The sequence below is a fragment of the Methylococcales bacterium genome (genome assembly GCA_030949405.1).
GTDB lineage: Bacteria > Pseudomonadota > Gammaproteobacteria > Methylococcales > Methylomonadaceae > WTBX01.
Map to the genome: position 1 here is coordinate 1,670,585 of JAUZSN010000002.1, position 25,688 is coordinate 1,696,272.

At 37.1% G+C, this 25,688-nt stretch carries 22 protein-coding genes; 13 read left to right on the forward strand and 9 right to left on the reverse strand.

What is annotated here, in order from left to right:
- Positions 1-35 precede the first annotated feature (35 nt).
- The 3 genes from Q9M50_08725 to Q9M50_08735 are packed head-to-tail and all read right to left on the reverse strand — an operon-like array spanning position 36 to position 3,680.
- Positions 36-1,556, reverse strand: coding sequence for an aldehyde dehydrogenase family protein (locus Q9M50_08725; protein MDQ7090714.1), 1,521 nt, complete (start codon positions 1,554-1,556; stop codon positions 36-38).
- Between the two features lie 55 nt (positions 1,557-1,611).
- Positions 1,612-2,931 carry a Gldg family protein gene (locus tag Q9M50_08730; GenBank protein MDQ7090715.1) on the reverse strand — a complete coding sequence of 440 codons (1,320 nt, stop codon included), beginning with the start codon at positions 2,929-2,931 and terminating at the stop codon, positions 1,612-1,614.
- On the reverse strand, positions 2,928-3,680 hold the full coding sequence (locus Q9M50_08735; protein MDQ7090716.1) for an ABC transporter permease subunit: 753 nt from the start codon (positions 3,678-3,680) through the stop codon (positions 2,928-2,930). The genes Q9M50_08730 and Q9M50_08735 overlap by 4 nt, the downstream gene beginning before the upstream one ends.
- A 347-nt stretch (positions 3,681-4,027) precedes the next feature.
- Here Q9M50_08735 and rpsF point away from each other — a divergent pair, with 347 nt between their 5' ends.
- From rpsF to Q9M50_08770, 7 genes are all read left to right on the forward strand, one after another.
- Positions 4,028-4,477: a 30S ribosomal protein S6 gene (gene rpsF, locus Q9M50_08740; protein MDQ7090717.1), complete on the forward strand. Its 450-nt coding sequence runs from the start codon at positions 4,028-4,030 to the stop codon at positions 4,475-4,477.
- 31 nt (positions 4,478-4,508) lie between these two features.
- Positions 4,509-4,736: a 30S ribosomal protein S18 gene (gene rpsR, locus Q9M50_08745; protein MDQ7090718.1), complete on the forward strand. Its 228-nt coding sequence runs from the start codon at positions 4,509-4,511 to the stop codon at positions 4,734-4,736.
- Positions 4,737-4,753: 17 nt separating this feature from the next.
- Positions 4,754-5,671 carry a hypothetical protein gene (locus tag Q9M50_08750; protein MDQ7090719.1) on the forward strand — a complete coding sequence of 306 codons (918 nt, stop codon included), beginning with the start codon at positions 4,754-4,756 and terminating at the stop codon, positions 5,669-5,671.
- 48 nt (positions 5,672-5,719) lie between these two features.
- On the forward strand, positions 5,720-6,169 hold the full coding sequence (gene rplI, locus Q9M50_08755; GenBank protein ID MDQ7090720.1) for a 50S ribosomal protein L9: 450 nt from the start codon (positions 5,720-5,722) through the stop codon (positions 6,167-6,169).
- A 6-nt stretch (positions 6,170-6,175) separates the two neighbouring features.
- Positions 6,176-7,120: an ADP-glyceromanno-heptose 6-epimerase gene (rfaD, locus tag Q9M50_08760; GenBank protein ID MDQ7090721.1), complete on the forward strand. Its 945-nt coding sequence runs from the start codon at positions 6,176-6,178 to the stop codon at positions 7,118-7,120.
- Positions 7,121-7,127: 7 nt separating this feature from the next.
- Positions 7,128-8,384, forward strand: a complete 1,257-nt coding sequence (gene waaA, locus Q9M50_08765) for a lipid IV(A) 3-deoxy-D-manno-octulosonic acid transferase (GenBank protein ID MDQ7090722.1) — start codon at positions 7,128-7,130, stop codon at positions 8,382-8,384.
- Positions 8,385-8,480: 96 nt separating this feature from the next.
- Positions 8,481-10,139 (forward strand): glutamine--tRNA ligase/YqeY domain fusion protein, encoded by a 1,659-nt coding sequence (locus Q9M50_08770; GenBank protein MDQ7090723.1) that lies wholly within the window; start codon positions 8,481-8,483, stop codon positions 10,137-10,139.
- 106 nt (positions 10,140-10,245) lie between these two features.
- Here the strand turns inward: Q9M50_08770 and Q9M50_08775 are convergent, their stop codons facing one another.
- Complete coding sequence (locus Q9M50_08775) at positions 10,246-11,025, reverse strand: outer membrane lipoprotein-sorting protein (GenBank protein MDQ7090724.1); 780 nt, start codon at positions 11,023-11,025, stop codon at positions 10,246-10,248.
- Positions 11,026-11,394: 369 nt separating this feature from the next.
- On the opposite strand from Q9M50_08775, the gene htpG reads away from it, so the two are divergent.
- Positions 11,395-13,332, forward strand: a complete 1,938-nt coding sequence (gene htpG, locus Q9M50_08780) for a molecular chaperone HtpG (GenBank protein MDQ7090725.1) — start codon at positions 11,395-11,397, stop codon at positions 13,330-13,332.
- A gap of 152 nt (positions 13,333-13,484) precedes the next feature.
- Here the strand turns inward: htpG and Q9M50_08785 are convergent, their stop codons facing one another.
- The 3 genes from Q9M50_08785 to Q9M50_08795 are packed head-to-tail and all read right to left on the reverse strand — an operon-like array spanning position 13,485 to position 15,478.
- A complete protein-coding gene (locus tag Q9M50_08785) occupies positions 13,485-14,402 on the reverse strand; it encodes an ABC transporter ATP-binding protein (GenBank protein ID MDQ7090726.1) in 918 nt (305 codons plus the stop codon).
- Positions 14,403-14,409: 7 nt separating this feature from the next.
- Positions 14,410-15,036 carry a high frequency lysogenization protein HflD gene (gene hflD, locus Q9M50_08790; protein ID MDQ7090727.1) on the reverse strand — a complete coding sequence of 209 codons (627 nt, stop codon included), beginning with the start codon at positions 15,034-15,036 and terminating at the stop codon, positions 14,410-14,412.
- Positions 15,037-15,040: 4 nt separating this feature from the next.
- Positions 15,041-15,478, reverse strand: a complete 438-nt coding sequence (locus Q9M50_08795) for a rhodanese-like domain-containing protein (GenBank protein MDQ7090728.1) — start codon at positions 15,476-15,478, stop codon at positions 15,041-15,043.
- Positions 15,479-15,616: 138 nt separating this feature from the next.
- Here Q9M50_08795 and Q9M50_08800 point away from each other — a divergent pair, with 138 nt between their 5' ends.
- From Q9M50_08800 to Q9M50_08820, 5 genes are all read left to right on the forward strand, one after another.
- Positions 15,617-15,832: a heavy-metal-associated domain-containing protein gene (locus tag Q9M50_08800; GenBank protein ID MDQ7090729.1), complete on the forward strand. Its 216-nt coding sequence runs from the start codon at positions 15,617-15,619 to the stop codon at positions 15,830-15,832.
- Positions 15,833-16,162: 330 nt separating this feature from the next.
- Positions 16,163-18,409, forward strand: a complete 2,247-nt coding sequence (locus Q9M50_08805; protein ID MDQ7090730.1) for a heavy metal translocating P-type ATPase — start codon at positions 16,163-16,165, stop codon at positions 18,407-18,409.
- A 64-nt stretch (positions 18,410-18,473) separates the two neighbouring features.
- Positions 18,474-18,971: a hypothetical protein gene (locus Q9M50_08810; protein MDQ7090731.1), complete on the forward strand. Its 498-nt coding sequence runs from the start codon at positions 18,474-18,476 to the stop codon at positions 18,969-18,971.
- 705 nt (positions 18,972-19,676) lie between these two features.
- Complete coding sequence (locus Q9M50_08815) at positions 19,677-22,460, forward strand: EAL domain-containing protein (protein MDQ7090732.1); 2,784 nt, start codon at positions 19,677-19,679, stop codon at positions 22,458-22,460.
- Between the two features lie 56 nt (positions 22,461-22,516).
- Entirely contained in the window at positions 22,517-23,455 is a 939-nt protein-coding gene (locus tag Q9M50_08820; GenBank protein ID MDQ7090733.1) for a Gfo/Idh/MocA family oxidoreductase, read from the forward strand.
- Between the two features lie 545 nt (positions 23,456-24,000).
- Here the strand turns inward: Q9M50_08820 and Q9M50_08825 are convergent.
- Together Q9M50_08825 and Q9M50_08830 are read right to left on the reverse strand one after the other, a co-directional pair.
- Positions 24,001-24,696 carry a transposase gene (locus Q9M50_08825; GenBank protein MDQ7090734.1) on the reverse strand — a complete coding sequence of 232 codons (696 nt, stop codon included), beginning with the start codon at positions 24,694-24,696 and terminating at the stop codon, positions 24,001-24,003.
- A gap of 518 nt (positions 24,697-25,214) precedes the next feature.
- On the reverse strand, positions 25,215-25,679 hold the full coding sequence (locus Q9M50_08830) for a GFA family protein (GenBank protein MDQ7090735.1): 465 nt from the start codon (positions 25,677-25,679) through the stop codon (positions 25,215-25,217).
- Between the last annotated feature and the right edge of the window lie 9 nt (positions 25,680-25,688).

Below are 25,688 nucleotides of genomic sequence, written 5' to 3' on the forward strand. Positions count from 1 at the left end.
AGCCAAAAAATTAAGGGCTATTAAATGCTTATTACTTAAAAAAATCCAAGGGGATTAATGTCATAGCTGGTAATAATGTTTTTAGTTTGTTGGTAATGATCCAGCATCATTTTATGCGTTTCACGGCCAATACCTGATTTTTTATAACCGCCAAAGGCCGCATGAGCGGGGTAATGATGATAACAATTCGTCCAGACACGCCCCGCCTCTAATCCACGTCCCATTCGATAAGCAAGATTCATATCACGAGTCCATAATCCTGCCCCTAAGCCAAATTCACTGTCATTCGCAATGGATAAGGCTTCGGCTTCATCTTTGAATGTGGTCACAGAAACGACGGGGCCAAAAATTTCTTCCTGAAAAATTCGCATATTATTAGTGCCTTTCATTAAGGTCGGCTGAATGTAATAACCCTTCCCTAACTCATCATCAAGCGGTTCAATTTCTCCGCCAATTAATACGTTTGCGCCCTCATTTTTACCAATTTCAATATAATCTAAAATTTTATCAAATTGTTCTTTTGAGGCTTGCGCACCAACCATGACCTCAGTATCTAATGGATTCCCACGCTTAATTTTTTTCGACCGTTCAATAACCTTGGCGATAAAAGCCTCATAAATAGACTCTTGTACTAACAATCGTGAAGGACAGGTGCAGACTTCGCCTTGATTAAAAAAAGCTAATACCGCGCCTTCAATACATTTATTAACAAAGGCATCTTCTTGGTCAAGGACATCGGCAAAAAATATATTAGGGGACTTTCCACCGAGTTCGACAGTTGAGGGAATAATGTTTTCTGCGGCACATTTTAAAATATGTGAGCCTGTCGGGGTCGAACCTGTAAACGCAATTTTAGCAATACGGGTGCTGGTTGCTAAGGCTTGACCCGCTTCTGCACCATAACCGTTTACGACATTTAAGACTCCCGCAGGTAATAAATCACCGATCACTTCAATTAATTTTAAAATAGAAACAGGGGTTTGTTCGGCAGGTTTTAAAATAACACAATTGCCTGCAACAAGCGCGGGGGCTAATTTCCAGACGGCCATTAAAATAGGAAAGTTCCACGGAATAATTTGTGCAACAACACCGAGAGGCTCGTGATAATGATAAGCTACGGTATTTTTATCTATTTCACTAATACCCCCTTCTTGAGCGCGAATACAGCCTGCAAAATAGCGAAAATGATCCATCGCCAAAGGAATATCCGCCGCTAACGTTTCTCTAACCGCTTTTCCATTATCCCACGTCTCTGCCACCGCTAATAATTCGGTATTGGCTTCAATTCGATCGGCTATTTTTAATAAAATATTAGACCGTTCCGTGACCGAGGTTTGCGCCCAGATTTCTTTAGCGGCATGAGCGGCATCTAAAGCCAATTCAATGTCATCACTACTGGAGCGAGGAATTTCACAGATAACCTCACCAGTAACAGGGGTTCGATTAATAAAGTATTCACCTTTAACAGGGGCGACCCATTGGCCATCAATATAATTTTCGTAGCGTGCCTTAAATGAGACAATTGAATCTTCGGTGTTTGGATTTGCATAAATCATGACTTTCCTCAATCACTAAAATTTAAAAAATGGGTTGGGAATACAATATTATTGTTTAAGCGTGCTTGCGTTTATACCAAATAAAAAAACCTGTCGCAACTAAACTGAGCGGGATTACAAATAAAAAACCAAACCCCATCAGAGCAATGGATAATGTCGTTAAATGCAGGCTTTTATCGTGAGCAATTTTAACAGGAATATCAATAAATTGGTCATCATGAATAAGCCAGTTAAATAATCGTAACCCTAAGTTTAAGTTACCTACGTTTCCTAAAAAGGTATTCGATAAAAAATCACCATCGCCGATTATAATAATCCGTTGCTGCGTTCCTTTCGTTAAATTACGCGTTAAGGCCATGCCTATCGGTAAAATTCCCGTTACTTCTTCGGTGTTTTTATCAAATTTAATTTCCCCCTTAATCTCATCCTGTTCAGTCCATGCTTGTTCAATGGTTTTTAAAATAGGTTCGACACTAAAATCAGTTTTTTTCGTTATCGTTAAGGCAGCGGTGACAGGGAACACGGTCATACTCTGCATTCCCTTGGTCACAGGATGGCGATTGTAACGACTGACTAAGACAAAGCTAGGATCATCAATGCCATAAAGACGAGAACCTGTATCAACGACAATGCCCGACACTTTAGTAACCCCTAGGTGTTGCTCAAAGGCACCAAAATAAGGGTTGTCAGGCTCGGTGAGAATTAATAGGTTACCCCCTTGCTCGATATAATCCTTAATAAGCGTGATTTCACCAGCAAGTAAAGCCACTCTAGGGGCCGTTAGTACCAGTAAAGCGGTATTATCAGGAATCTTACTCATCTGTGCTAAATTTAAGGTTTGCGCGTTAATGTGTCGCCGCGCTAATTCTTGACTAAAACGTCCAAAATCAAAATTAGCTTTCCCATTCGGGGCGCGTTCTCCATGTCCTGCTAAAAAACTCACCCATCGCTGGCTATCCTGCGAAAGTTGCAGCAGGGCATTGGTAAAACTGGATTCATTTAAAAAAGCAATTTTTTCCATTCGCTGTTTATAAGTAACGACGATAAGTCCTTGTGAGCCAATATTTAAACGCTTGCTGGCTTCAATATCTTGCTTAGGATCAATAAAGGATAAGCTAATGTTTGTTTTATAGTTTTGATACCGTTTAATTAATTGGGCTATTTGTTGCCGTATAGGTAAGCCCGAAGCAATATAAGCGGTGACCGTAATCGGCTCGTCTAAGGTTTTTAATAATTTAAAACTAGCGGCAGATAAGGTGTTGCGTGCATTGAGCGTCACGTCCATTTCAGCTTGATACTGATGGGTTAACAAGGCCACACTACTTAGGAGTGCTAATAGAACGAGTGTTAACAGTCCGCTTTTTAGCCTATTCATTTTTGTAGCCTATCCTTTTCTAAATGACGAATACTGAGCATAATAAATAGACTGATAAATAATAAAAAATAACTCACGTCAACCGTTTTCAATAACCCTGTTTGCATGGATTGAAAATGGTTAAGTAACGACAAATAATCAAACAAGTCACTGTGATGTTGACGAATATTACGGCTTATATCCAGCATCCATAATAAAAGTAACAAGCCAAAACTACTAATAGCGGCAATTGTTGGGTGAGAAGCAATAGTTGACATATAAAGTCCAACGGCACTAAAGGCGGCAACTAATAAACTTAAGGCTAAAAAATTGCTGAACAGCTTTCCAAAATCTAAAGTTCCTCCCACTAACAACGATAATGGCATTAGCATCAATAATAAAATGAGCGTCATTAATAAACTGAGTAGACTTAAATACTTCCCTAAAATAATATCGGTTGAACGTAAAGGAGCCGATAATAAGAGCGCAAATGTGTGATTACGTCGCTCTTCACAAATGAGGCGCATCGTTAATAACGGAGTCACCAAAAGTAAAATAACAGCGGCATTAGAAAACAAGGGCATCACCACGACATCGGTTAATCCAGGAGCATTGTCTATCCCCGTTAAGCGCACTTGGTAACTGTTAAAGGCTTCAACCTGAGTTAAAAAAAGATAAGCAAAAATAAATTGTAATATCGCTAAAACTACCCAAGCTAGGGGCGATAAAAATTGATTTTTAAATTCACGTAAAGCGATAATATGAATCATAAAGATAAAAAGTTAAAGTCGTAAAGTGAGGCGGGAGAACTCGCATGAGTTCCGTGTTTTTTTTTAAAACGTGACCCATTACGTTTTTATAATGTCTTGAAATAAGGTGTCTTTTTGATCGTTTTATTTTACGTTATTGGCTAAAAAAATCATTCATATTAATTGTATTTAGATGTCTCTTATAAAGCAATAAGTAAAATTAAAATAGCTAATAATATTAATTATTACGCGGTTTTCTTTGCAAATAGGGCTAAAAAAATTATAATGATTAGTTATGAGTATTTTACTCATCCTTGCTTCACTGCATAATAAGACAATGTGGGAAGCTTAACCCGCAAGGAGAAATCATGCGACATTATGAAATTGTCTTTTTAGTGCATCCTGACCAAAGTTCTCAGGTTTCCGCTATGGTAGATCGTTATAAAGCGACTATTAAAGAGAATAATGGTACGATTCATCGTTTTGAAGATTGGGGACGTAGACAACTTGCCTATCCCATTAATAAAATTCATAAAGCACATTATGTACTAATGAATATTGAATGTGATCAAGTAACTTTAGACGAACTTGAAAGTGGTTTTCGTTTTAATGATGCTATTTTGCGTAGTATGACGCTGTTGAAAAAAGAGGCCATTACGGAACCTTCTCCTATCGCCAATGCGGCAGCAGTCGAAGAAAGTAAAATGGCCGCTGAAAAAGTAAGAGCGGCAGAAGAGGCTAAAAAAGCGAAAGAAGCAGCCGAAGCTAAAGAAACGAATGCGACTGCAAGCGATGATTCAGCAAGTGACGCTGAGTAATCACAGTTTATTAGATTATTAGAGGATTGTCATGGCTCGTAATATGAGACGTAAAAAATCATGTCGTTTTAGCTCAGCAGATGGGCAAGCGATTGATTATAAAGATTTAGATTTATTAAGTGAATACATTACTGAAACAGGTAAAATTGTCCCGAGTCGCATCACAGGAACAGGGGCTAAGTATCAAAGAAAGTTATCAACGTCTATCAAACAAGCGCGTTTTATTGCCTTGTTACCTTTTTGTGACGCACATAAATAATTCATAGGTTTTATAGTATGGGGGCTTTGGCAGCATATATTATGCGGGGAAAAATGCAAGCGATTATGACGGCTTGTTTTTTATCGCTATTATCCATTCAATTCCCCCCTATTAGTATCGTAAGTTCAGCAATGATCGCTTTAGTGACCTTAAGATTGGGTGCTAAAGAAGGTGGCTATGTTTTGATGTTCGCGTGTTTAGCCGCAGGGGGATTAGGCTTAATATTGATGGGTAATTATCAATTTACGCTTTTTTACAGCTTATTTTTATGGACCCCTGTTTGGGTTATTGCGGTTATTTTAAGAGAGGGGCGGCATTTATTTTTAGCCATAGAAATTGTCGTCTCATTGGCTATTCTTGCTATTTTAGCCGCTTATGTTTATCAGCCTCATTTAGGGGATGCTTGGCAACTCAAGTTAAGTGAGTTTATTGAGCCTTTAGTGATAAAAAGTAACCCCGATTTACCCGAAGATGTTATGCAGGCTTCCTTGTCGGTTTTTTTCCATTACATCTTAACAGGCCTTATGGCTCAAATTTATATTCTTGGTTTGTTAGCAGGTTTGTTTTTAGGACGGGCATGGCAAGCAATCCTTTATAATCCTGGTGGTTTTAAGCGAGAGTATATTGGCTTAAGAGGTCAAAAAAATCTTGCTTTTATTACCTTGATCACGTTAGGCGTTGCTTGGTTTTCATCAGGTGTTACTGCGGAAATTTGCTGGAATATCATGGTGATATTTTTTGTGCTATACGCATTTTTAGGAACGGTTGTTTTACATTGCACGTTTTCTATTATGAAGCGCAAACAGATACTGATCCCCTTTTTATACGTATCTATAGTATTAATTCCTCATGCACTGGTACCCGCTGCCATTATTGGACTACTTGATACGTGGTTGAACTTACGAAAAACTACTCTAAATCAACTGGATGCTTAATAAAGCATTCAATTCTTCGACAAAAAGTCGAACTACATAGGTGAAAAGATGGAAGTAATACTTCTTGAAAAAGTAACAAACCTAGGAAATCTTGGTGACAAGGTTGCGATTAAATCAGGTTATGGGCGTAACTATTTAATCCCACAAGGTAAAGCAACAGTTGCAACTGCAACAAAAATTGCTGAATTTGAATCGCGTCGTGCAGAGCTTGAAAAAGTGGCCGCTGAAAAATTAGCCGCAGCACAAGTACGTGGAACGGCATTAGAAAAACTTGAAATCACCATTGCTCATAAAGCAGGCGATGAAGGCAAGTTATTCGGTTCGGTCGGCACTCAAAATATTGCGGATGCGATCACAGAGGCGGGCGCTAAGGTTGAAAAACACGAAGTGCGCTTACCTGATGGTGTTATTCGCCATACAGGTGACTATGGGATTGATATTCAATTACATTCGGATGTCGTAATAACACTCTCAATCAACATTAGCGCAGAAGAGTAACAGACTATGATCATCGTAACTGGCGGCGCAGGATTTATTGGTAGTAATTTAGTATTAGGTCTAAATGAGCTGGGTTACGATGATATTTTAGTTGTAGACGACTTAAGTAAAGGCGTTAAGTATAAAAATATATTAGGGTGTCAGATTTCTGATTACCTTGATAGAGATGTCTTTTTAAAAAAACTGCAAGAAGGTCTTTTTCGCAGTGAAAAAATAGATGCTATTTTCCATCAGGGTGCCTGCTCTACCACGACTGAGTGGGATGGGCGTTATATGATGGAAAATAACTATGAGTACAGTAAAGTTTTACTGCACTATTGTCAAAAACATGAAATTCCATTTGTTTACGCGTCTTCAGCAGCGGTTTATGGAAAGGATACCAATTTCAAAGAAAATCCTCGGTTTGAAAGCCCGCTTAATGTTTATGGTTTTTCAAAATTTCAATTTGATCAATATGTCCGTCGATTTAAAGGAAAATTTAACTCACAAGTCGTAGGACTCCGTTATTTTAATGTGTATGGGCCAAGAGAAGGTCATAAAGGAAGCATGGCAAGCGTTGCCTACCATTTAAATAATCAAATTAAAGAATCGGGTAAGGTTTACCTCTTTGAGGGCTGTGATGGATATGGCAATGGCGAACAGCGACGTGATTTTATTTTTGTCGGTGATGTGATTGATATTAATTTATGGTTTTTAGACAACCCGAATCTTTCAGGTATTTTTAACATCGGGACAGGTCGTAGCCAAACGTTTAATGACGTGGCGAATGCGGTCATTAATTATTATAAGCAGGGTGAAATTGACTACATTCCTTTTCCTGAACATTTAAAAGGCTGTTATCAAAGTTTTACCGAGGCGAATCTTGAAGCATTACGCGAAGCGGGTTGCGATCATCATTTCAAAACGGTTGAACAAGGGATTGCTCTGTATATGGAATGGTTAAATACGTAAAGCGTTAATGCGTGTTATTTATAATTGCCTTTTTTATAGCCTAACGCCTTTCATTTTACTTCGTCTTTATTGGCGAGGGTATAAAGCCCCTGATTACCGTTTGCGCTGGCGTGAACGCTTAGGGTTTTATTCGCAAAAATCTAAACGTAATGTAGCCTGGTTTCATGCAGTTTCAGTTGGTGAAGCGGAAGCTGTTTTTCCACTGATTAAGCAATTCATGCTGGATCAACCTAAATGTCCTATCCTTATTACGACGACAACACCCACAGGGTCTGCACGTGTAAAAGCGGTGATGGGGAATACCGTTGAGCATGTCTATTTACCCTATGATCTTCCTGATGTGATTAAACGGTTTTTAAATCATTTTAAACCCCAAAAAGCGATTATTATGGAAACAGAAATTTGGCCAAATCTGTTTACATTAACCGCAAAACAAAAAATTCCTTTATTTATTATTAATGCCCGATTATCAGAACGCTCCTGCCGAGGCTATCAAAAAGTTTCGACCCTCATAGAGCCTGCGTTATCGGCTATTACCTTGATTGCGACACAAACAGACACGGATAAAGAACGTTTTCAAGCGATTTCAAGTCAGACCTTGAACGTACAAACAATGGGAAATATTAAGTTCGATATTCAAATAACGGACGCACTCATTAAACAAGGAACTTCTTTAAAAACAACTCTATTTGCAAATCGTTTTGTCTGGATTATTGCCAGCACTCATAAGCTGGAAGAACAGGTTTTTTTTAAACTGTATTCTGAACTTAAGCAACAAATCCCTCACTTATTACTCCTCATTGTCCCTAGGCATCCCGAACGATTTGATGAGGTTGCCGCGATAGCTAAGACTGAAAATTTATCCTTAGTACGGCGCAGTGAACGGGCGATCTGTCATAAAAATACAGCGGTTTATCTGGCTGATACGATGGGCGAGTTAAAAATGCTGTATGCCGCCGCCGATATTGCCTTTGTAGGGGGCAGTTTATTTAAAACGTTGGGCGGACATAATGTACTTGAACCGATTGCAATCGGTATTCCTGTGATGTTTGGAGGATTTATGCGCCATTTTAAAGCAATAGAAACAGGGATTCTAGCGGCAAAGGCAGGGCTACAATGTAACGATCGTTCTGAACTCATAAACGCGGTTTTAATGCTTTATCAAAACCCAGAATTTAAACAACAACTAATTAATAATGCGGATGGTTTTTTAAAGCAAAATCAAGGAAGCATTCAAAAAATAATTAAACAATTAATTAGGTAACATGGGTAAAAGTTAAAACGTAGCCCCTCTTTTATTACGTTAACCTCCCCCATTTTTAACACTCATTTTTTTACCTTAAGGGGAGTTCATAATCCTATGTCCACGACAGAAAACACGCCATCTTCAAATTTTATTCGCCAAATTATTGCGGATGATTTAGCCAGTAATAAACATAAGGGTCGCGTTGCCACTCGATTTCCGCCTGAACCTAATGGTTTTTTACATATTGGCCATGCGAAATCTATTTGTCTAAATTTTGGTATTGCGCAGGAAAATCAGGGAAGTTGTAATTTACGCTTTGATGATACCAATCCTGAAAAAGAAAGCATTGAATTTATACAGGCCATTGAAAAAGATGTCCAATGGTTGGGATTTAAATGGACAGCAGAATACCATTCTTCGGATTATTTTGAACAACTTTATAACTATGCCGTACAGTTAATCGAAGATGGATTTGCTTATGTTGATAGTTTATCGGCGGATCAAATTAGAACCTACCGAGGCACGTTAACCGAAGTTGGGAAGGAAAGTCCCGATCGAAGTCGTCCTATTGCGGAAAATTTAGCCTTATTTAAAAAAATGCGTGAAGGTGAATTTGCTGATGGCGCGTATGTGTTACGCGCTAAAATTGATATGGCCTCCCCTAATATCAATCTGCGTGATCCCGCTTTATATCGAATTCGGCGCACCGACCATCATCGCACGGGCAGTCACTGGTGTTTATACCCGATGTATGATTATACTCATTGTATTTCGGATGCGATTGAAGGCATTACCCATTCGTTATGTACCTTAGAATTTGAAGATCATCGTCCTTTGTATGATTGGATATTGGAAAAAGTGCAAACCAATTGCCATCCCCAACAAATTGAATTTGCACGTTTGCAATTGGACTATACGGTGATGAGTAAACGGAAATTAGCTCAATTAGTGGTTGATAACCATGTTACGGGCTGGGATGACCCACGAATGCCCACCATCGCTGGGTTACGTCGTCGTGGCTTTACTGCGGCCTCTATTCTTGATTTTTGTGAACGCATTGGAATTACCAAAAAAGATGCTTGGATCGAACTTGCGGTCTTAGAAAGTTGTATTCGGGATGATCTTAATGAGAATGCCCCTCGAGCAATGGCGGTATTGAATCCGTTACGTCTTGTGATTGAGAATTATCCTGACAATCAAGTAGAATCATTAACCGTTAAAAATCACCCTCAAAAAGAGGAATTGGGAACGCGTGAGGTCGCTTTTTCTAAGGTGATTTTAATTGAACAAGACGATTTTGCGTTAGAACCGCCTGCTAAATTTAAACGACTGATTGAAGGGGGCGAAGTCCGGTTACGAGGGTCATATATTATTAAATGTGAACAAGTAATCACCGATGATGATGGAAAGGTTGTTGAATTACGCTGTCGTTATGATGAAAAAACGTTAGGTAAAAAACCTGAAGGACGTAAAGTTAAAGGTGTGATTCATTGGGTTTCTGAAGCCCACTCCCTTCCTGCGGAAATACGCCTTTATGACACCTTATTTACCGAGGCCAATCCAGAAGCACAGGCTCACTTTTTAGAAACCTTAAACCCTGATTCATTAACTGTTTTAACGGACGTTCGTGTTGAAGCAAGCTTAGAAAATACACAAATTGAAAATCACTATCAATTTGAACGGTGTGCGTATTTTTGTGTTGATAAAGACAGTCGTGCGGAAAAACTCGTGTTTAATCGGACGGTTTCATTACGCGATACATGGTCTAAATAAGCTGAATTATTCACGCCATATTTTCATGGGCTAATCAACTCAAGGCCAACTAAAGACTCGGTTAGCCTTGGATTGTTTTTTTAGAGCTGTTAATAATACCCTGTTGTTATCTGGAACGCTTTAAGGTATTTTTATCAAAATCTCTCTCGGTAAAACCGATTCCAAATTCATAATCTTCCCATAATAACTGCGTACTTTTTCCATTTTGTTGATTGGTCATTGTTTGAATAGCCGCACGCCAATATTTATCCAGATAGCGTTTATATTCTTTAAAGTCTTGGGTCTTTAATAATGCATTTTTACGATCATAAAACTCACCTTTAATCGGGATGTAACGTGTTTTATCAATCCAACTAACTAAGCGAGTATAGCCAGAATATTCATACTGAGGTTTGAGTTCAATTACAAAACAATCAATCCCATCAATCATTTCATCTTTTAAATAACGATAGCTGTAACGCGCAATTTCAAAGGAGGTTAAATCTTCAAATGAATACTCACTTCCTAAAAATGCCCCTGATTTATTAGAGGATGAAATACGTTTAACCCGTTTTAAAGCGGGTAAATAAAGCCATTGATCGTCAGGCGTTAGCGCATGGGTGAAACTCAAAAAGGCCGTGCCTTTTACATCGCGGGGCGTATCAAAAATGGTTAAACTTTTATCCCCATCGCCGTTAATTTCTAAGGTTTTTAATTCTAACGAACGCCGACTTTCATCGCCGCTACGATTTTTTAGAACCATTTCCAATCGAGCGCGTGAGTCACCAAAGCCCGTATCACGTTTATCAACTTCTTGAGCAATTTGTAATCCTTGTTCTTCGGGGGTTAAGGCAAACGTTGAGAGGGAAAATAAGCTTAAGGTCAAGGCTAATAGTAATTTTTTCATTTTAGGTGATTAGTTAGCGTTATGTCGCAAGTATAATTTAGGGTGTGTCTAAATTAATTAAGGGCTGTGGAGTCAACTCGTTTTTTTGTTTTTAAAAAGAGCATTCTACGCGGGTTAATTGTGCAATTCTATTATTTTGTATTGATTGCGTTTATTTGCTGAATATATTGATTTTTTCGGTTACCAACTTAAGCCATTCATTCTTTGACAAGCTCAGCACGAACGGATTAACCTCAACTTATTCCCTCTTAATTTAGTCGCTATTTTTTCATGCCTAGCAAAAATTTATAATACTTTATTCATTGAAAAATGAAATCCCATCCCCATTGATGTAGCTATAATTTTAATCATCGTAAAGAAAGAGAAAAAATGACTGTTGAAGCAAAAAAAGAAACTTTAGGCTTTCAAACCGAAGTTAAACATTTATTACATTTAATGATTCATTCCTTGTACAGCAACAAGGAAATATTCTTACGCGAGTTGGTGTCTAATGCCTCGGATGCGGCAGATAAGTTACGTTTTGAAGCCTTATCGAATGACGGCCTTTATGATGGCGATAGTGATTTAAATATTCGCATTGCGTTTGATAAAGAAGCCAAGACCATTACGATTGCCGATAACGGTATCGGTATGACACGTGACGAAGTGCAAGAACACATTGGTACGATTGCAAAATCAGGAACCAAACAGTTCTTTGACGCATTAACAGGCGATCAAGCAAAAGACAGTGAATTAATCGGTCAATTTGGCGTGGGTTTTTATTCTTCTTTTATTGTGGCCGATAAAGTCACCTTAACCACCCGTAAAGCTGGGGCCTCCTCTGAAGAAGCGGTTTGTTGGGAATCAGCGGGTGAAGGTGATTATACGTTAGAGTCGGTTGAAAAAGCGACGCGTGGAACCGAAATTGTCTTACATTTGAAAGAAGCTGAAGATGAATTTTTAGACGCTTATCGTTTACAAACGATTGTTAAAAAATTCTCTGATCATATTTCTTTACCGATTATTATGGATAAAGAAATTCCTGCTGAAACGGATGAAGAAGGTAAGGAAACCGCAGCTGCGCGTATCGAAGATGAAGTGATTAACAGTGCTTCTGCGTTATGGATGCGTTCTAAAGACGATATTTCTGATGAAGAGTATAGCGAATTTTATAAGCATGTCGGTCATGACTATCAAGAGCCTTTAGCTCATATTCATAGCCAAGTTGAAGGCAATACCCAATACAGCTTATTGCTTTATATTCCTAGTCATGCCCCTTTTGATATGTGGGATAGAGATGCAAAACATGGGGTAAAACTTTATGTTCGTAAAGTCTTTATTACCGATGATGCTGAACAATTAATGCCCCGTTATTTGCGTTTTATTCGCGGTATTATTGATACCGATTCGTTGCCTTTAAATGTTTCGCGTGAAATTTTACAACAAAGTAAAAAAATCAGTACGATAAAAGGCGGCGCGGTTAAAAAAGTTTTAGCGTTATTAAATACGCTAGCTAATGATGAAGATCATGAAAAATATTCAGGTTTCTGGAAAGAGTTCGGTAACGTCATTAAAGAAGGCGTGATTGAAGATCAAAAAAATAGAGACAAAATTGCTAAGTTATTACGTTTTTCTTCAACACATAGCGATGCAGAGGCTCAGAATGTCTCATTAGCTAATTATATAGGTCGAATGAAAGAAGAGCAGGAGCCTATTTATTATGTAACCGCAGATTCCCATGCGGCGGCTAAAAATAGTCCTCATTTAGAAATTTTCCGTAAAAAAGGCATTGAAGTGTTATTAATGTCTGATCGGGTTGATGAGTGGTTGCTTTCTAATCTCACTGAATTTGAAGGAAAACAGTTACAGTCCATCACAAAAGGTGAATTGGATTTAGATAAATTAGACAGTGAAGAAGAAAAAAAAGAACAAGAAGATGCGACTAAAGATTTTGAATCCGTTTTAAAACAGATTAAAGAGGTTTTAGGCGATAAAGTGAGTGATGTACGTTTAAGCCATCGTTTGACGGATTCCCCTGCTTGTTTAGTGACCGGCACGAATGATATGAGTTTAAACATGGAACGTATCATGAAGGACGCAGGGCAAGATTTAAGCATGATGGGAATGGGCGGGTCGAAACCTATTTTTGAAATCAATCCAACCCACGCGCTTGTGGTTAATATTAAAGATGAGCAAGATGATGAGCGTTTCGCGGATATTACTCAGATTTTGTTTGACCAAGCGATTTTAAGTGAGGGTGGACAATTGGAAAATCCAACTGAATTTGTTCATAAATTAAATGGTTTATTGCAAAACTTATTAAAATAAAAAACGAATGGAAGGGGCGATATTAGCCCTGTCTTACTGTTCATAGAAAAGGTCGGTTTTTCCGACCTTTTTTTAGTTAACCGTCATGATCTAGGCAAGAGAGAACTCGTTTTTTACAGCGATCAATGAACGAATCTAGTTGAACGGCTTACTTATTTTTTCGTTAGCGTCAGAAAAACATCTTCGAGTGAACGTTTTATCGGCGTAATTTCTTCCAGCCCCCATCCCCCCGCTATAATGAATTCAGTCAAATTTTCTATTAGGCGGTCATCGCGTTTGTGATGAATTAAATACTGATTATTTCCTAAGGATTCAACCGCTGTAACCCCCTTAATGGGTTTAAAGTTTACGATTTCAACTGTTTTCCGAGTGGTTAATTTAACACTCGCATCCGTCATTTGTTGGTTAAGATCGGCGACGGTTTCTTTTAAAACTAATTCACCCTGATGAATAATTTGAACATCCGTACAGGATTCTTGTACTTCTGACAAAATATGACTGGATAATATAACGCCATGTTCTTGGCCGAGTTCTTTAATTAACTGTCTGATTTCTTTAATTTGAATCGGATCTAATCCCACCATCGGTTCATCAAGTATAATCACGTCTGGGTTATGTAAAATAGCGTGAGCAATACCGATACGTTGCTGATACCCTTTAGAAAGATTCATAATTAATCGCTTTGAAACAGCGGTTAAACCACAGCGTTCTTGAGTTTTCTGAATGGCTTTATCAATAAAAGGCTTTGATATGCGGTGTAATTGAGCGCAATAATATAAAAATTCGTAAACGGTTAACTCTTTATATAACGGCGCAATTTCGGGTAAATAGCCTAAATTTTCTTTAGCGTGCAGTGGCTGTTTCAGTATATCAAAGCCGTTAATTTTTATATGACCTGCATGGGGGGCGAGGTTGCCTGACAACATGCATAATGTGGTGGTTTTCCCCGCGCCATTGATGCCTAAAAAACCTAATACTTGGCCTTTTTTTAAATTAAAACTTAAATTTTTGATAACACATCGTTTAGAAAAATAACGATGAAGTCCGATGACCTGAACTAATTCCGACATTACTCCCTTAAACCTTCGTCAATAAAAATTTAACTTCTTGCTGTAATTTACCTCGATAAAAGATAAATTTCCAACGACTGCCACCGCATTGCCGCCATAAAAGTGCGGAACGAATGCCTGCTAAGAGTAAGGCTCTAATTTTGTTAACCACATAAGCGTGTTGTAAAAATTGCTCATCGCCATTAACCATAATGCGTGGTTCAATGGTGCTAATAGTATTGCTATAAATATCACCTAAGCTGGCTAAAATATTTTCATGAGTCACCTCAAAGTGTTCTGATTGAAGTTGAACCCGTGCGATACCTTGCTGAATTTTTTTCAACATATCGGGCTTTTTAATGACTTGCCGCTCTAAAAAAACCAAAGAAGCCGCATAACGTGCTTGCTCTCGATTTTTTATATCATAGCCTGTGATTTGTTGTTGAAGTTGAGTTAATCCAAACTTAATTTCAGAAAGTCCCCCAAAGACATCGAGTACGGAATCAGAATTAACTTTTAATAAACTATTCATACTCACTTCCAACGCATTGGTATCCGCTTTTCCTGTGGTCGCTAATTGTTGAACCAGTGACACGGATTGCGCAATACCTGCTAATGCAATGGTTTGATTGGTAAATGTTCGATTTGTTGACATGGGTTTAACAGGTTTTAGTAAGATGACAGTTTTCAACCACGGGATGACTCGATTTTAGCCAATGTCGAAATCCCTTAGAAAGATGATAAATATTTTTCATGCCTAGTTTTTGGGTTAGTAACTCACCGACTTTACTGGAACGATTCCCTGAGTTACACACTAAAACAATAGGTTGATCACTCTTTTCTTGAAGTTTTTTTAAATTTTCCAACCATTGTTCCTCATTAAAATGACCCTGTTCATCAAAAAATTGTAAGGGATGACTCTTAGGAATGATGCCCGTTTGCGCCCATTCTTTTTGAGTACGAATATCAATAACAAGTGGGTTTTGTTGCTGTTGAAGGGTTTCTAATTGTTGAGGGGTTAATTGCCCCAGTTCAGTGGCAAACAAATTAAAACTGCACAGAATGAGTAAACTGGTAAAAAATAATCTTAAAATCATTGTTTTCTATAGAGTCGTTAAGGTAAAGTGTTTATTATAAAAAGCCCACCCTTAATTAACGAGGGTGTCCTTTTGTACCATAATACCCAATTATAGGTTGAGTATCATCTTGTTTTGTAAAATTTAAGAGGAGAGAAAATGTCCAAATTAATAACATTAACGGTTACTGGCATGAAATGTGGAGGTTGTGAAACCAATGCCAAAACTAAACTAGACGCGGTTGACGGCATTATTGATGTGATTGCCTCTCATAAGAATAATGAAATTAAAATTGAGTTTGACCCTGAAAAAATAAATAATGAGGTAATTATTGAGGTTATTACTGAAGCGGGTTATAAGGTCATGCTATTGTAATGGTAAATAAGCGGTGATTTTAAAGCTTAACGACCTAGAATCCATTTTTTGGGTATTTAAAAATTAACCGCATATTTTAAGTTAGCCCTGCTAAGTTCAAACTTTAATTTAGGCATGACAACTTAATAATTTCCAAAATGTACTCAGTGTAGCGTGAGTTAAAACCATTCCACGCAAGCAATAATATTACGTGTTACAAAGTTTCGAGTATTATTAAATTCGCATTCCTTAAGCTATAGAGCAAATAACGGGGGTTAATTTTTTATAAAACGACGCGTTAATCCTTTACAAAGACGGTTTTCTTCCCTCACAACGTAGGCGATACCCTAGATGAGTATACAAAAAAAATCAAACACGACGACTAATGAACTCAGGTTATCTATTCTAGGTATGAGCTGTGCAGGTTGTGTAGGCTCTGTAGAGAGCGCATTATCAGCCCTTGAGGGTGTCGTGACGGTTAGTGTAAATTTTGCCGATCATTCCGCACTTGTTAGCGGTTCAGCAGAGGCGAGTCAATTAATTAAAGCGGTTAAAGAGGCAGGCTATGAGGCCGCTGTTATGGAGGGTTTTGAAGATCCTCAACAACAAGAACAGCAAGAATTACAACATTACCAGCACTTAATGAAAAAAGCAGGAGTCGCCGCCGCTTTTGGGGTTCCTTTGATGTTATTAGGTTATTTTGAGGCTCTACCTGAAATAGGCTCAACGGTAGGTCAATGGTTCTGGCCTCAAATAGCCCTTATCACCCTTGGCGTTTTGGTTTATTCAGGAGAACATATTTATCGGGGTGCGCTCAAAGCATTAAAACTTAAACAAGCGAATATGGATACCCTGATTGCTTTAGGAACAGGCTCTGCATGGATTTATTCCTGTGTGGTCTTGGACTATTATCAGTCATTCCCTTCCTTATCAACCCATGCGTACTTTGAAGCCTCGGTAATTATTTTAGCGTTTATTAATTTAGGGGCAGGGTTAGAAACACGCGCTCGAGGTAAAACTTCAGGGGCAATACGTCAATTAATAGGCTTGCAACCGCGAACAGCCCGCGTAATTCGCGAGGGTATTGAACAAGATGTTGCCATTGAAACCGTTGGGTTAGGTGAAATTTTAAGGGTTCGTCCAGGCGAAAAGATTGCCGTTGATGGGGATGTTTTTGAAGGTCATTCGACCGTTGATGAGTCCATGCTTACGGGGGAACCTATTCCTGTTGAAAAAATTATAGGTGAAAAAGTGGTTGCTGGTACGATAAATCAGCAAGGCAGTTTTTTATTTAAAGCGACACGAATAGGCCGTGATACCGCGCTGGCTCAAATTATTCAAAGTGTTCGTCAAGCCCAATCAAATAAACCCGAAATTGCAAAATTAGCGGATAAAATTTCCAGTGTTTTTGTCCCCATTGTCGTTGCCATTTCCGTCATAACCTTTTTTCTTTGGATTATTATTGCCGATGAATCTGCATTAGCGTATGCGTTTGTCACCTCAATGACCGTATTGGTAATTGCATGTCCCTGCGCTTTAGGTTTAGCCACGCCCATTTCTATCATGGTGTCCGTAGGTCGTGCCGCCCAGCTAGGCATTCTAATTCGTCAAGGGGATGCGCTACAAACAGCGGGAAAAATAACGACTCTTGTTTTGGATAAAACAGGCACCGTTACCGAAGGAAAACCGAGCGTTAGTCATATCGAAACGTTTGGAAATACGAATAAAGAGACCGCACTGCAACTCGCAGCGAGCATTGAATCAGGATCAGAGCATCCATTGGCAACCGCTATTTTAGCAAAAGCAAAAATGCAACAACTTAATCTTCAACGGGTTACGGCATTTAAAGCGAGTATAGGACAGGGTATTAGTGGTGAAATTGAAGGACGAGTCATTGTATTCGGTAATATTTCCATGATGAATACCAAGGGAATTAAGTATAATCGTTATATTCAAAAGCTTGAAAAATTAGCCGCATTAGGTCAAACCCCGATGTTATTAGCGATTGACCAAAAAATAGCCGCTATTATTAGTGTAGTTGACCCAATAAAACAAGACTCAAGGCAAGCTATTGAACAACTTAAAAAATTGGGTGTACACTGTGTGATGGTATCAGGTGATCATGAAATTACAGCAAAAGCCGTTGCTAAACAGGTCGGCATTACAGATATTCGTGCACAAGTATTACCTGCCGATAAAGCAGCTATTATAAAAAAATTGCAACAGCAAGGCGAAAAAGTAGGGATGGTAGGCGATGGTATTAATGATGCCCCTGCCCTTGCACAAGCAGATGTCGGTTTTGCGATCGGTACAGGCACCGATGTGGCTATAGAAAGTGCAGACATTGTTATTTTACAAGGTTCTTTATTAAGAGTCGCCGAAGCGATGCAATTATCAAAGGTCACGGTCACCAATATTAAACAAAATCTAATCGGAGCTTTTTTCTATAATACCTTAAGTATCCCTGTTGCCGCAGGTCTGTTTTACCCCTTATTTGGTGTATTACTTAACCCTATGATTGCGGGGGCTGCTATGGCAATGTCATCCTTTACAGTGGTTAGTAATGCTAATCGTTTACGTTGGGTTAAGCTTGATTAGTCTCACTATTAAAACCGACACACACTGTTATTTAACATTATTTGATTACAAACGACTAAGTCTAATGAAATACCCCGACTTTTGTGATTTAAAACAAGGTAATAATCGCGACTCATTGCTTTTGTTGACAACAAAATTTTTTTTTGTTCTACGGGTGGTGTGTCTCAGTTTTATTTTTTTATTGGTAATTCCCTCAACGAGTTATGCGGTAGACGTTGTGGTTAACAACAGTGTCCCTGCAAAATCTTACTCTTTAAATGACGTTCGTGCTATTTTCATGATGCGAACAACACAATGGGCCAATGGAAAAATAATTAAAGTCTTTGTTCTCGCCGATAATCACCCCAGTCACCAAGCGTTTACAAAAAATAAATTAGCCCTATTTCCCCATCAATTACGTAGTTTTTGGAATAGATTAGTTCAGTCAGGAACGGGGAAAGCCCCCATTGAAGTTGCCTCCTTAGCTCAAATGTTAAAAGCCATTGCCGTAACGCCTTATGCTATTGGTTACATTGACGAAAATAAAACACATAAAAATATTCGTCGACTTAACTATCAATAGACTTATTGGCTACCAACTTAAGACAGGGCAAGTTGAGGTTAAGCTATTCGTACTGAACCTGTCGAAGTATGAACCGCTTAAACCTTGCTCCATAGTGTCCCGTCTTAGATTGGTAGCCGATTTATTTTATCGGTAGCAACGATCCATTTTATTAGTGATAGCAGGCCCATTGGAATAATTTTAATTTAAAATCATGGGGGTACTTCTCACAAAACTCCAAAAATAGTTTACACTTTCTTTTGAACAAGCCACAGTAATCGCTAAAATGATTAAACATCCATTCAATTAAATGTCCATTGTTAAGCTTTAGACTCAAAACGTAGAGCGTAAGTTAAATGCCAACGTTGTTTTTTTGCCTTACAATAATCAGCATCCTTTATTGTTTGGTTTACCGTTTAAATCGGAGTCCAATAGCTTTAGCTGTTGGCGAGTCACGAAAATAGATAAAGCTATTTTACTCCACACTCTGTTTTTAAAAATATAGTGTAAACTACTTTTGAGATAAATAAAGGATACCCAATAATCATTTAAATTTTAGGAATAATAAAGTGGCTACTAACAAGACGGGATACTACGAAGCGAGCCTTAACCGTTCGTCCTGAGCTTGTCGAAGGGCAGACGGTTAAGCCTGATTTAAAACACATAAAAACACATACCTAGCATTTGTAAATCATTCACTTAATAGCCTAAATCAGAGGGATAGCAATGGTTAAAAAACGATTTTTTTTAAGCTTGAAATGGCAATTTTCTCTTATTTTCGGCAGTGTTTTTTTAATTTTTTTAAGTTTATTTAGTTATCGTTTATATATTGATACCTTTGAAAATTTTGAATCCTCACGCGAAAAAATAGCGATTAATCATATCACTAGCGCACATACGTTAACTGAAATTTTTTTTGTTAACCTCAATAAATCTATTGAGTTATTTTTAATTGGAAATCAACTCCAATCGATTGATAATGTAATTGAATTTATTGATAAAAATTTAGGGGGGTGGTTACTATTAGGCAATATTGAAAATGCCATTTTTTTTGACCGACAGGGACGGGTTATTAAACGCTGGGAATCACTAGGTATTACCCCTAACCAAAAAAATATTATAACGACGCTTAAATCTGAAGCCCCAACGTATCAAATTGAATGTAGAAAAAAATGTTATCAAATAGCGATTGTTCCTATTTTAGTTAAAGGTGAACTCGTCGGGGCTTTAAGTGTCGCGCGATCATTTGCTGATATTATTATTAATTATAAAAAAGTCACCTATTCCGATATTGCTATTTTAGTCACGGATACCAGTTTTACTGACCTTGCGCTAGAAGTTAATTTTGCAGGGATGACAAATCCTAATTCTAAATCAATTTTTGCTTTAGCAAGGCAACAATATTCACGTTCAGAGCTGTTATCACGACAAAATATAGTGATGCTTAATAATAATTCTTATGAAATAAAAATATTTCCTATTCAAAAAAACACCACGAATCAAATTGCTTTTTTTATGGTGATGGTTGATATTAGTCAGGATTTAAAATTATTAAAATCTAATTTGAATAAAATAGTTGTTTTTGGACTGGCTAATTTTTTAATTGCCCTTATTATTTTATTAATCGTTATTAAAAAGTTTTTAAAACGAATCAAAAACTTATCCACCGCATTACCATTATTGGCTAATCAAAAATATAATAAATTTAAACAAAAAATAGCCTTTCAACCTAAAATATTACTGGTTAACGATGAGTTAGATTTACTTAATAATATGGCGTTAAATGTTTCAGATAAGCTAGAAACATTAGAAATACAAGTAAAAAAAAATACGCATGAGTTATTAATTAAATCTGAAGAACTGGCTTTAGAACGTGACTTTATTCAACAACTAATTGAAGTTGCTCCCATTATCATTATTTTACAAGATCTTGACGGAGAGGTTATTTCAGTTAACAAGGCAGGTATTAATGCGTTGGAAATTGAAAAAAATGCGATTATCGGTAAAAACTTTTCGAGTTTTATTCCAAAATTAGAAAATGAACATTTAAGAAAAATCAATCAATTAAAGCAAGGTAATTTATTAGATATTTTTGAAATAGATGGTATTTTATTAACCAGCCAAGGTAATTGCCATATTGCATGGGTTCATTCATTAATTAAAGGTAAAAGTAAAAACACGGATAAATTAATTCTAACGTTAGGGATTAATATTAGTGAGCGTAAACGTGTCGAAACCGAAATGGTTAAAATGGCCACTGAAGATCCTTTGACAGGTTTAAAAAATAGGAAAATATTTCATAGTGATTTGGAAAATCAAATTGATTCAGCAAAACGCTATGGTTTTTTAGTCGCCTTGTTTTATCTTGATTTAGACCAGTTTAAAATTATCAATGAAAATAGTAATCATGCCCAAGGGGATCGCTTATTAATACAAGTGACCAAGCAATTAAAGAAGCTGTTGCATAATACCGATGCCCTTTTTAGAATTGGGGGCGATGAATTTAGTATTATTATGCAGACCCATGATACTTTTAGTGTTGAAATTATAGCAGCTAAAATTAATCGTGCACTTTCACAATTAGAATATCAACTCAAAGGCAAGCTTTATAAAGTCAGCGTAAGTACGGGAATTGCCCTCTATCCTACTCACGGAAAAAATAAAGATGAATTATTAACCTATGCCGATTTAGCCATGTATCGAGCTAAAGAACAAGGCGGGGGACAATATCATATTTATTCACCCACCCTTAAATATCATACCTTATTGACTCAAAATCATTATTGGCGCGAATGCATTGAACAGGCATTAATTCATGATCATTTTGTTTTATTTTATCAACCTATTTTAAATATTAAAACCAATGTCATAACCCATTATGAGTGCTTGATTCGTATGCACTCTGAAGAGGGAACACTGGTGATGCCTGATGAGTTTATTGGCGTTGCTGAAAACTTAGGGATTATCGAAAAAATTGATCGTTGGGTCATAAAAATGGCGATTAAAAAACATACGGAACTGAAACGATGTGGCAAACATTATAAAATGTCAATTAACTTATCGGGGGCATCGTTTAATGATACGTCAATTTTTGAAACGATTAGTGATGAGTTAAATTACCACGATGTTGATGCAAAAAATATTATCTTTGAAATTACAGAAACGTCAGCAGTTTCTAATTTTTTAGCGGCACAATCCTTGATTCAAAAAATAAAAAAACTGGGGTGTGCCTTTGCCTTGGATGACTTTGGTGTCGGCTTTTCGTCCTTTTATTATCTGAAATATTTACCTGCCGATTACGTCAAAATAGACGGTGTCTTTATTCGTCAAGTTGATAAAAATAATGAAGATAGAATTTTTGTAAAAGCGTTAACCGAAGTGTCACAAGCACTGGGGAAAAAAGTGATTGCTGAGTTTGTTGAAAATGAAGCCATTTTAGATATTTTAAAAGAATTTGGGATTGAATATGCGCAAGGCTATCTTATTGGTAAACCTGGGCCTCTCAATTAGCACACTAGATAAAACATCCGTTAAAATTCTTTTCTCTTTAATCAACTTAAATTTACATGAAAAAACTTAAATGTGCAGTAATCGGGACCGGTTATCTTGGAAAATTTCACGCTGAAAAATATGCGAATCATCCTGATTGCGAATTAGTAGCGGTTGTCGATATTGACCCTACGATTGCCGATGAAATGGCTCAAAAATATAACGTAGCCGCCTTAACAGATTATAAAACATTATCATCCAAAGTGGATGCCGTTAGTATTGTTGTTCCTACGAGTTTACATCATCTCGTCTCAAAAGATTTTTTAAACGCGGGGGTGCATGTTTTAGTTGAAAAGCCGATCACGGTTACCCTAAAAGAAGCCGACGAACTGATTGCCATTGCACATGAAAAAAAACTGATTTTACAAGTCGGTCATTTAGAACGTTTTAATCCTGCAATCTTGGGATTAAATAAAAGTGATGACAATCCTCTTTTTATTGAGTCACATCGTTTATCGCCCTTTAATCCGCGAGCTAATGATGTTAGCGTCGTACTGGATTTAATGATTCATGATATAGATATTATTCTAGCGTTAGTTGATAGTGAGATTGAACGGATTGATGCGAGTGGAACTGCGGTTTTAACTCAAGGAACTGATATTGCCAATGCACGGTTAACCTTTAAAAATGGCTGTGTTGCGAATGTTACGGCAAGTCGTATTAGTTTGAAAACGGAACGTAAAATGCGAATGTTTCGGCCCTGTTCTTATATTTCCGTTGATTTTCAAAATAAGATTCTCACCAAACATCGTACGGGTAAAAAAGAAATGTTTCCTGGTATTCCTGAGATCGAAACCGAAGAATCGGTTTTTGAAGGCGGCGATGCTTTATTAGAAGAAATTAAACATTTTATAGACTGTATTCAAACAGGTACAAACCCTTTAGTTTCAGGTCATGAGGGGCGAAGGGCATTAGAAACCGCGATTAAGATCACGGATTTATTAGCTGATTCTTAAAATAAAGAGGGGCTATTTAAAAGAGTTATTGATGCCATAAAAGAAGGCAAGCAAAGTAAACCTGAAATTGCTAAACGCTTTAGTGTTTCCTATCATTTTGTTCGTTCATTATGGTTTCATTATCAAGAAACAGGTAGTGTTGAGCCTAAACAAGCAGGTGGCTATACTCTTCCTAAAGCAGGTGAAAAACAGCTTAAAATATGGTTAGATGAAGAATCTGATCTAACTTTAATTGAACTTTGCGATAAATACGACCCGCATTTTAAGGTCAAAATGGGGAAAAGCTCAATGGATAGAGCATTAAAGCGTGCAGGGATTAGCGTTAAAAAAAAGTCCCTATGACCCTAAAAATATAGCGAAAAAAACCAAAAATTAAGGGAAGATTATTGTTAAAAAATTAAAGCGATTCCCATTGAAAAGTTAGTATTTATAAATCCATAATTTCAATTTTCTTAATAAAATCGTCAAATAATTTAGCATCATTATCGGAGAGGTTGGGAAAAGATAAAAACTCAAGTTTAGAAATAACAACACTTCGGACAGTTTTAATGCGAGATAACCCCGAAGCTACAAAGCTCCTCGTATTGAGAAGAGCATTTTATTAAACTCAGGTCTACTTCAGAACGTGCTTGGCAATCACAAAGTCCTGTAAATTGTTTAGCATCACGAAATAGAAATTCAATCTGAAACCGTGCCTTGTAATAATTATAAAGTGTCATTGCATCAATCTCTGTATCTGTTGAAAACAACAAGGCATAACGTGTACCTTGTGACGTTGTTTTAACTAAATAAGCGATGCGAATATTACATTTCAATGAGACAGAATTAACGATTGCTGTATAAATCTTAACACCACCCTGTTTACCTGCTAATTCTAATTTTCTCGTCTCACCCACAATCCACTTACTGTCATAACATTTATGGCGACCTTTTTCTTTTTGCACACCTTCGTAGAGTAAACGTAAATTAGCATCATAACGTAATTTTCCAATTTGATGGTAACCTTTAGCGATCACGCCATGGGTAAACTTTTGTTTAGAATCCCAAAACTTAGCTAAACCGTAAGTTTTTTCACCACTTTTGTTAACAAAGCTACACTCTAAAGCCGCTATTTTTTGTCCCGACGTTGAAAGAATTTCATTATTACCTACCTGATTAAATTTAAGAAAATCTAACTTTTTATTAAACCATCGACGATAGGTTTTTTCTGATAACTCATTGTAACGGTGGTTTAGAACCACTAGACATTTTTTCTAAAATCGTTTCTATTAGTTGCATGGAAATCTTCTTTTCAGGAAATTGTTGCTTTAGAAACTACATTTTCCTATGAATTGAAGATTTCCTCTACTTTTAAAACTGTCCGAAGTATTGTTAGATTTAATAATGAAAAAAATCCAGCTATTAATGCAGCAAGCATCATACCAATAGGGATTAATTTTTCTTTATGGGATATTAGTAAACTAAAATCATTCATAAGCTACCTTAATAAACTATATTCTTTTCATTTGAGGGTTTTGAATCAAAGCCAAGCTAGGAGGCTGTCTAATAACTCACTTTTTGGCTAAATTAAAAAATTAAGTACTTGATTTATAAGATCTTATTTTTGAAAAAGGCTGATTTTACTATTGTCGGACAGCATCCTAGGTAGATACTTTCTTAAAAAGAAAGTCCATTTTTCTAAGTTATTTTACCCATTAACTTTAGAAAAAATAAATAACTTAATTTTACTTAGCTCCCCAGTTAGATACAACTAGGTCGGTTACTTAGTTTTAAGGCTATTGGCGGCTAAATGTTTTCGTATAATAGCAGACGGAAAACCTTGATCAAAACATAACGATGTGGGGTTTAAAATTTCCCAGCGTCGTGTTCGACAGGTCCAAATTTCGTATTCTGGAAAAAAAATATCAGGATTATCTAAACTCATTGCAAAAATACCATTCACATTAGGAATGCTCAATTTTGCAAGGATGGGTGTACCACACTGACCACAGAAAGCACGGGTAATTTTTCGACCGCTATCGGCAATAACTTCATGATAGTTAAGTTCTCCTGTTATCACCAAATCGTTAGTATTAACCCAGATTGCAGCAACTGCACCACCTCCTGATGCTAATTGGCAATCTAGGCAATGACATTTATAAGCAATAATGGGTTGCCCTGAAAATTGGTAACGAATTAACTTACAGGAACATCCCCCATAATTTTTTTGTTCTTCAGTCTTCATTTCCTTTTT

Excerpts from the sequence above, each read along its gene's own strand:
- Q9M50_08725 (MDQ7090714.1), bottom strand. The coding sequence starts at position 1,556 with ATGATTTATGCAAATCCAAACACCGAAGATTCAATTGTCTCATTTAAG.
- Q9M50_08730 (MDQ7090715.1), bottom strand. The coding sequence starts at position 2,931 with ATGAATAGGCTAAAAAGCGGACTGTTAACACTCGTTCTATTAGCACTC.
- Q9M50_08735 (MDQ7090716.1), bottom strand. The coding sequence starts at position 3,680 with ATGATTCATATTATCGCTTTACGTGAATTTAAAAATCAATTTTTATCG.
- rpsF (MDQ7090717.1), top strand. The coding sequence starts at position 4,028 with ATGCGACATTATGAAATTGTCTTTTTAGTGCATCCTGACCAAAGTTCT.
- rpsR (MDQ7090718.1), top strand. The coding sequence starts at position 4,509 with ATGGCTCGTAATATGAGACGTAAAAAATCATGTCGTTTTAGCTCAGCA.
- Q9M50_08750 (MDQ7090719.1), top strand. The coding sequence starts at position 4,754 with ATGGGGGCTTTGGCAGCATATATTATGCGGGGAAAAATGCAAGCGATT.
- rplI (MDQ7090720.1), top strand. The coding sequence starts at position 5,720 with ATGGAAGTAATACTTCTTGAAAAAGTAACAAACCTAGGAAATCTTGGT.
- rfaD (MDQ7090721.1), top strand. The coding sequence starts at position 6,176 with ATGATCATCGTAACTGGCGGCGCAGGATTTATTGGTAGTAATTTAGTA.
- waaA (MDQ7090722.1), top strand. The coding sequence starts at position 7,128 with ATGCGTGTTATTTATAATTGCCTTTTTTATAGCCTAACGCCTTTCATT.
- Q9M50_08770 (MDQ7090723.1), top strand. The coding sequence starts at position 8,481 with ATGTCCACGACAGAAAACACGCCATCTTCAAATTTTATTCGCCAAATT.
- Q9M50_08775 (MDQ7090724.1), bottom strand. The coding sequence starts at position 11,025 with ATGAAAAAATTACTATTAGCCTTGACCTTAAGCTTATTTTCCCTCTCA.
- htpG (MDQ7090725.1), top strand. The coding sequence starts at position 11,395 with ATGACTGTTGAAGCAAAAAAAGAAACTTTAGGCTTTCAAACCGAAGTT.
- Q9M50_08785 (MDQ7090726.1), bottom strand. The coding sequence starts at position 14,402 with ATGTCGGAATTAGTTCAGGTCATCGGACTTCATCGTTATTTTTCTAAA.
- hflD (MDQ7090727.1), bottom strand. The coding sequence starts at position 15,036 with ATGTCAACAAATCGAACATTTACCAATCAAACCATTGCATTAGCAGGT.
- Q9M50_08795 (MDQ7090728.1), bottom strand. The coding sequence starts at position 15,478 with ATGATTTTAAGATTATTTTTTACCAGTTTACTCATTCTGTGCAGTTTT.
- Q9M50_08800 (MDQ7090729.1), top strand. The coding sequence starts at position 15,617 with ATGTCCAAATTAATAACATTAACGGTTACTGGCATGAAATGTGGAGGT.
- Q9M50_08805 (MDQ7090730.1), top strand. The coding sequence starts at position 16,163 with ATGAGTATACAAAAAAAATCAAACACGACGACTAATGAACTCAGGTTA.
- Q9M50_08810 (MDQ7090731.1), top strand. The coding sequence starts at position 18,474 with ATGAAATACCCCGACTTTTGTGATTTAAAACAAGGTAATAATCGCGAC.
- Q9M50_08815 (MDQ7090732.1), top strand. The coding sequence starts at position 19,677 with ATGGTTAAAAAACGATTTTTTTTAAGCTTGAAATGGCAATTTTCTCTT.
- Q9M50_08820 (MDQ7090733.1), top strand. The coding sequence starts at position 22,517 with ATGAAAAAACTTAAATGTGCAGTAATCGGGACCGGTTATCTTGGAAAA.
- Q9M50_08830 (MDQ7090735.1), bottom strand. The coding sequence starts at position 25,679 with ATGAAGACTGAAGAACAAAAAAATTATGGGGGATGTTCCTGTAAGTTA.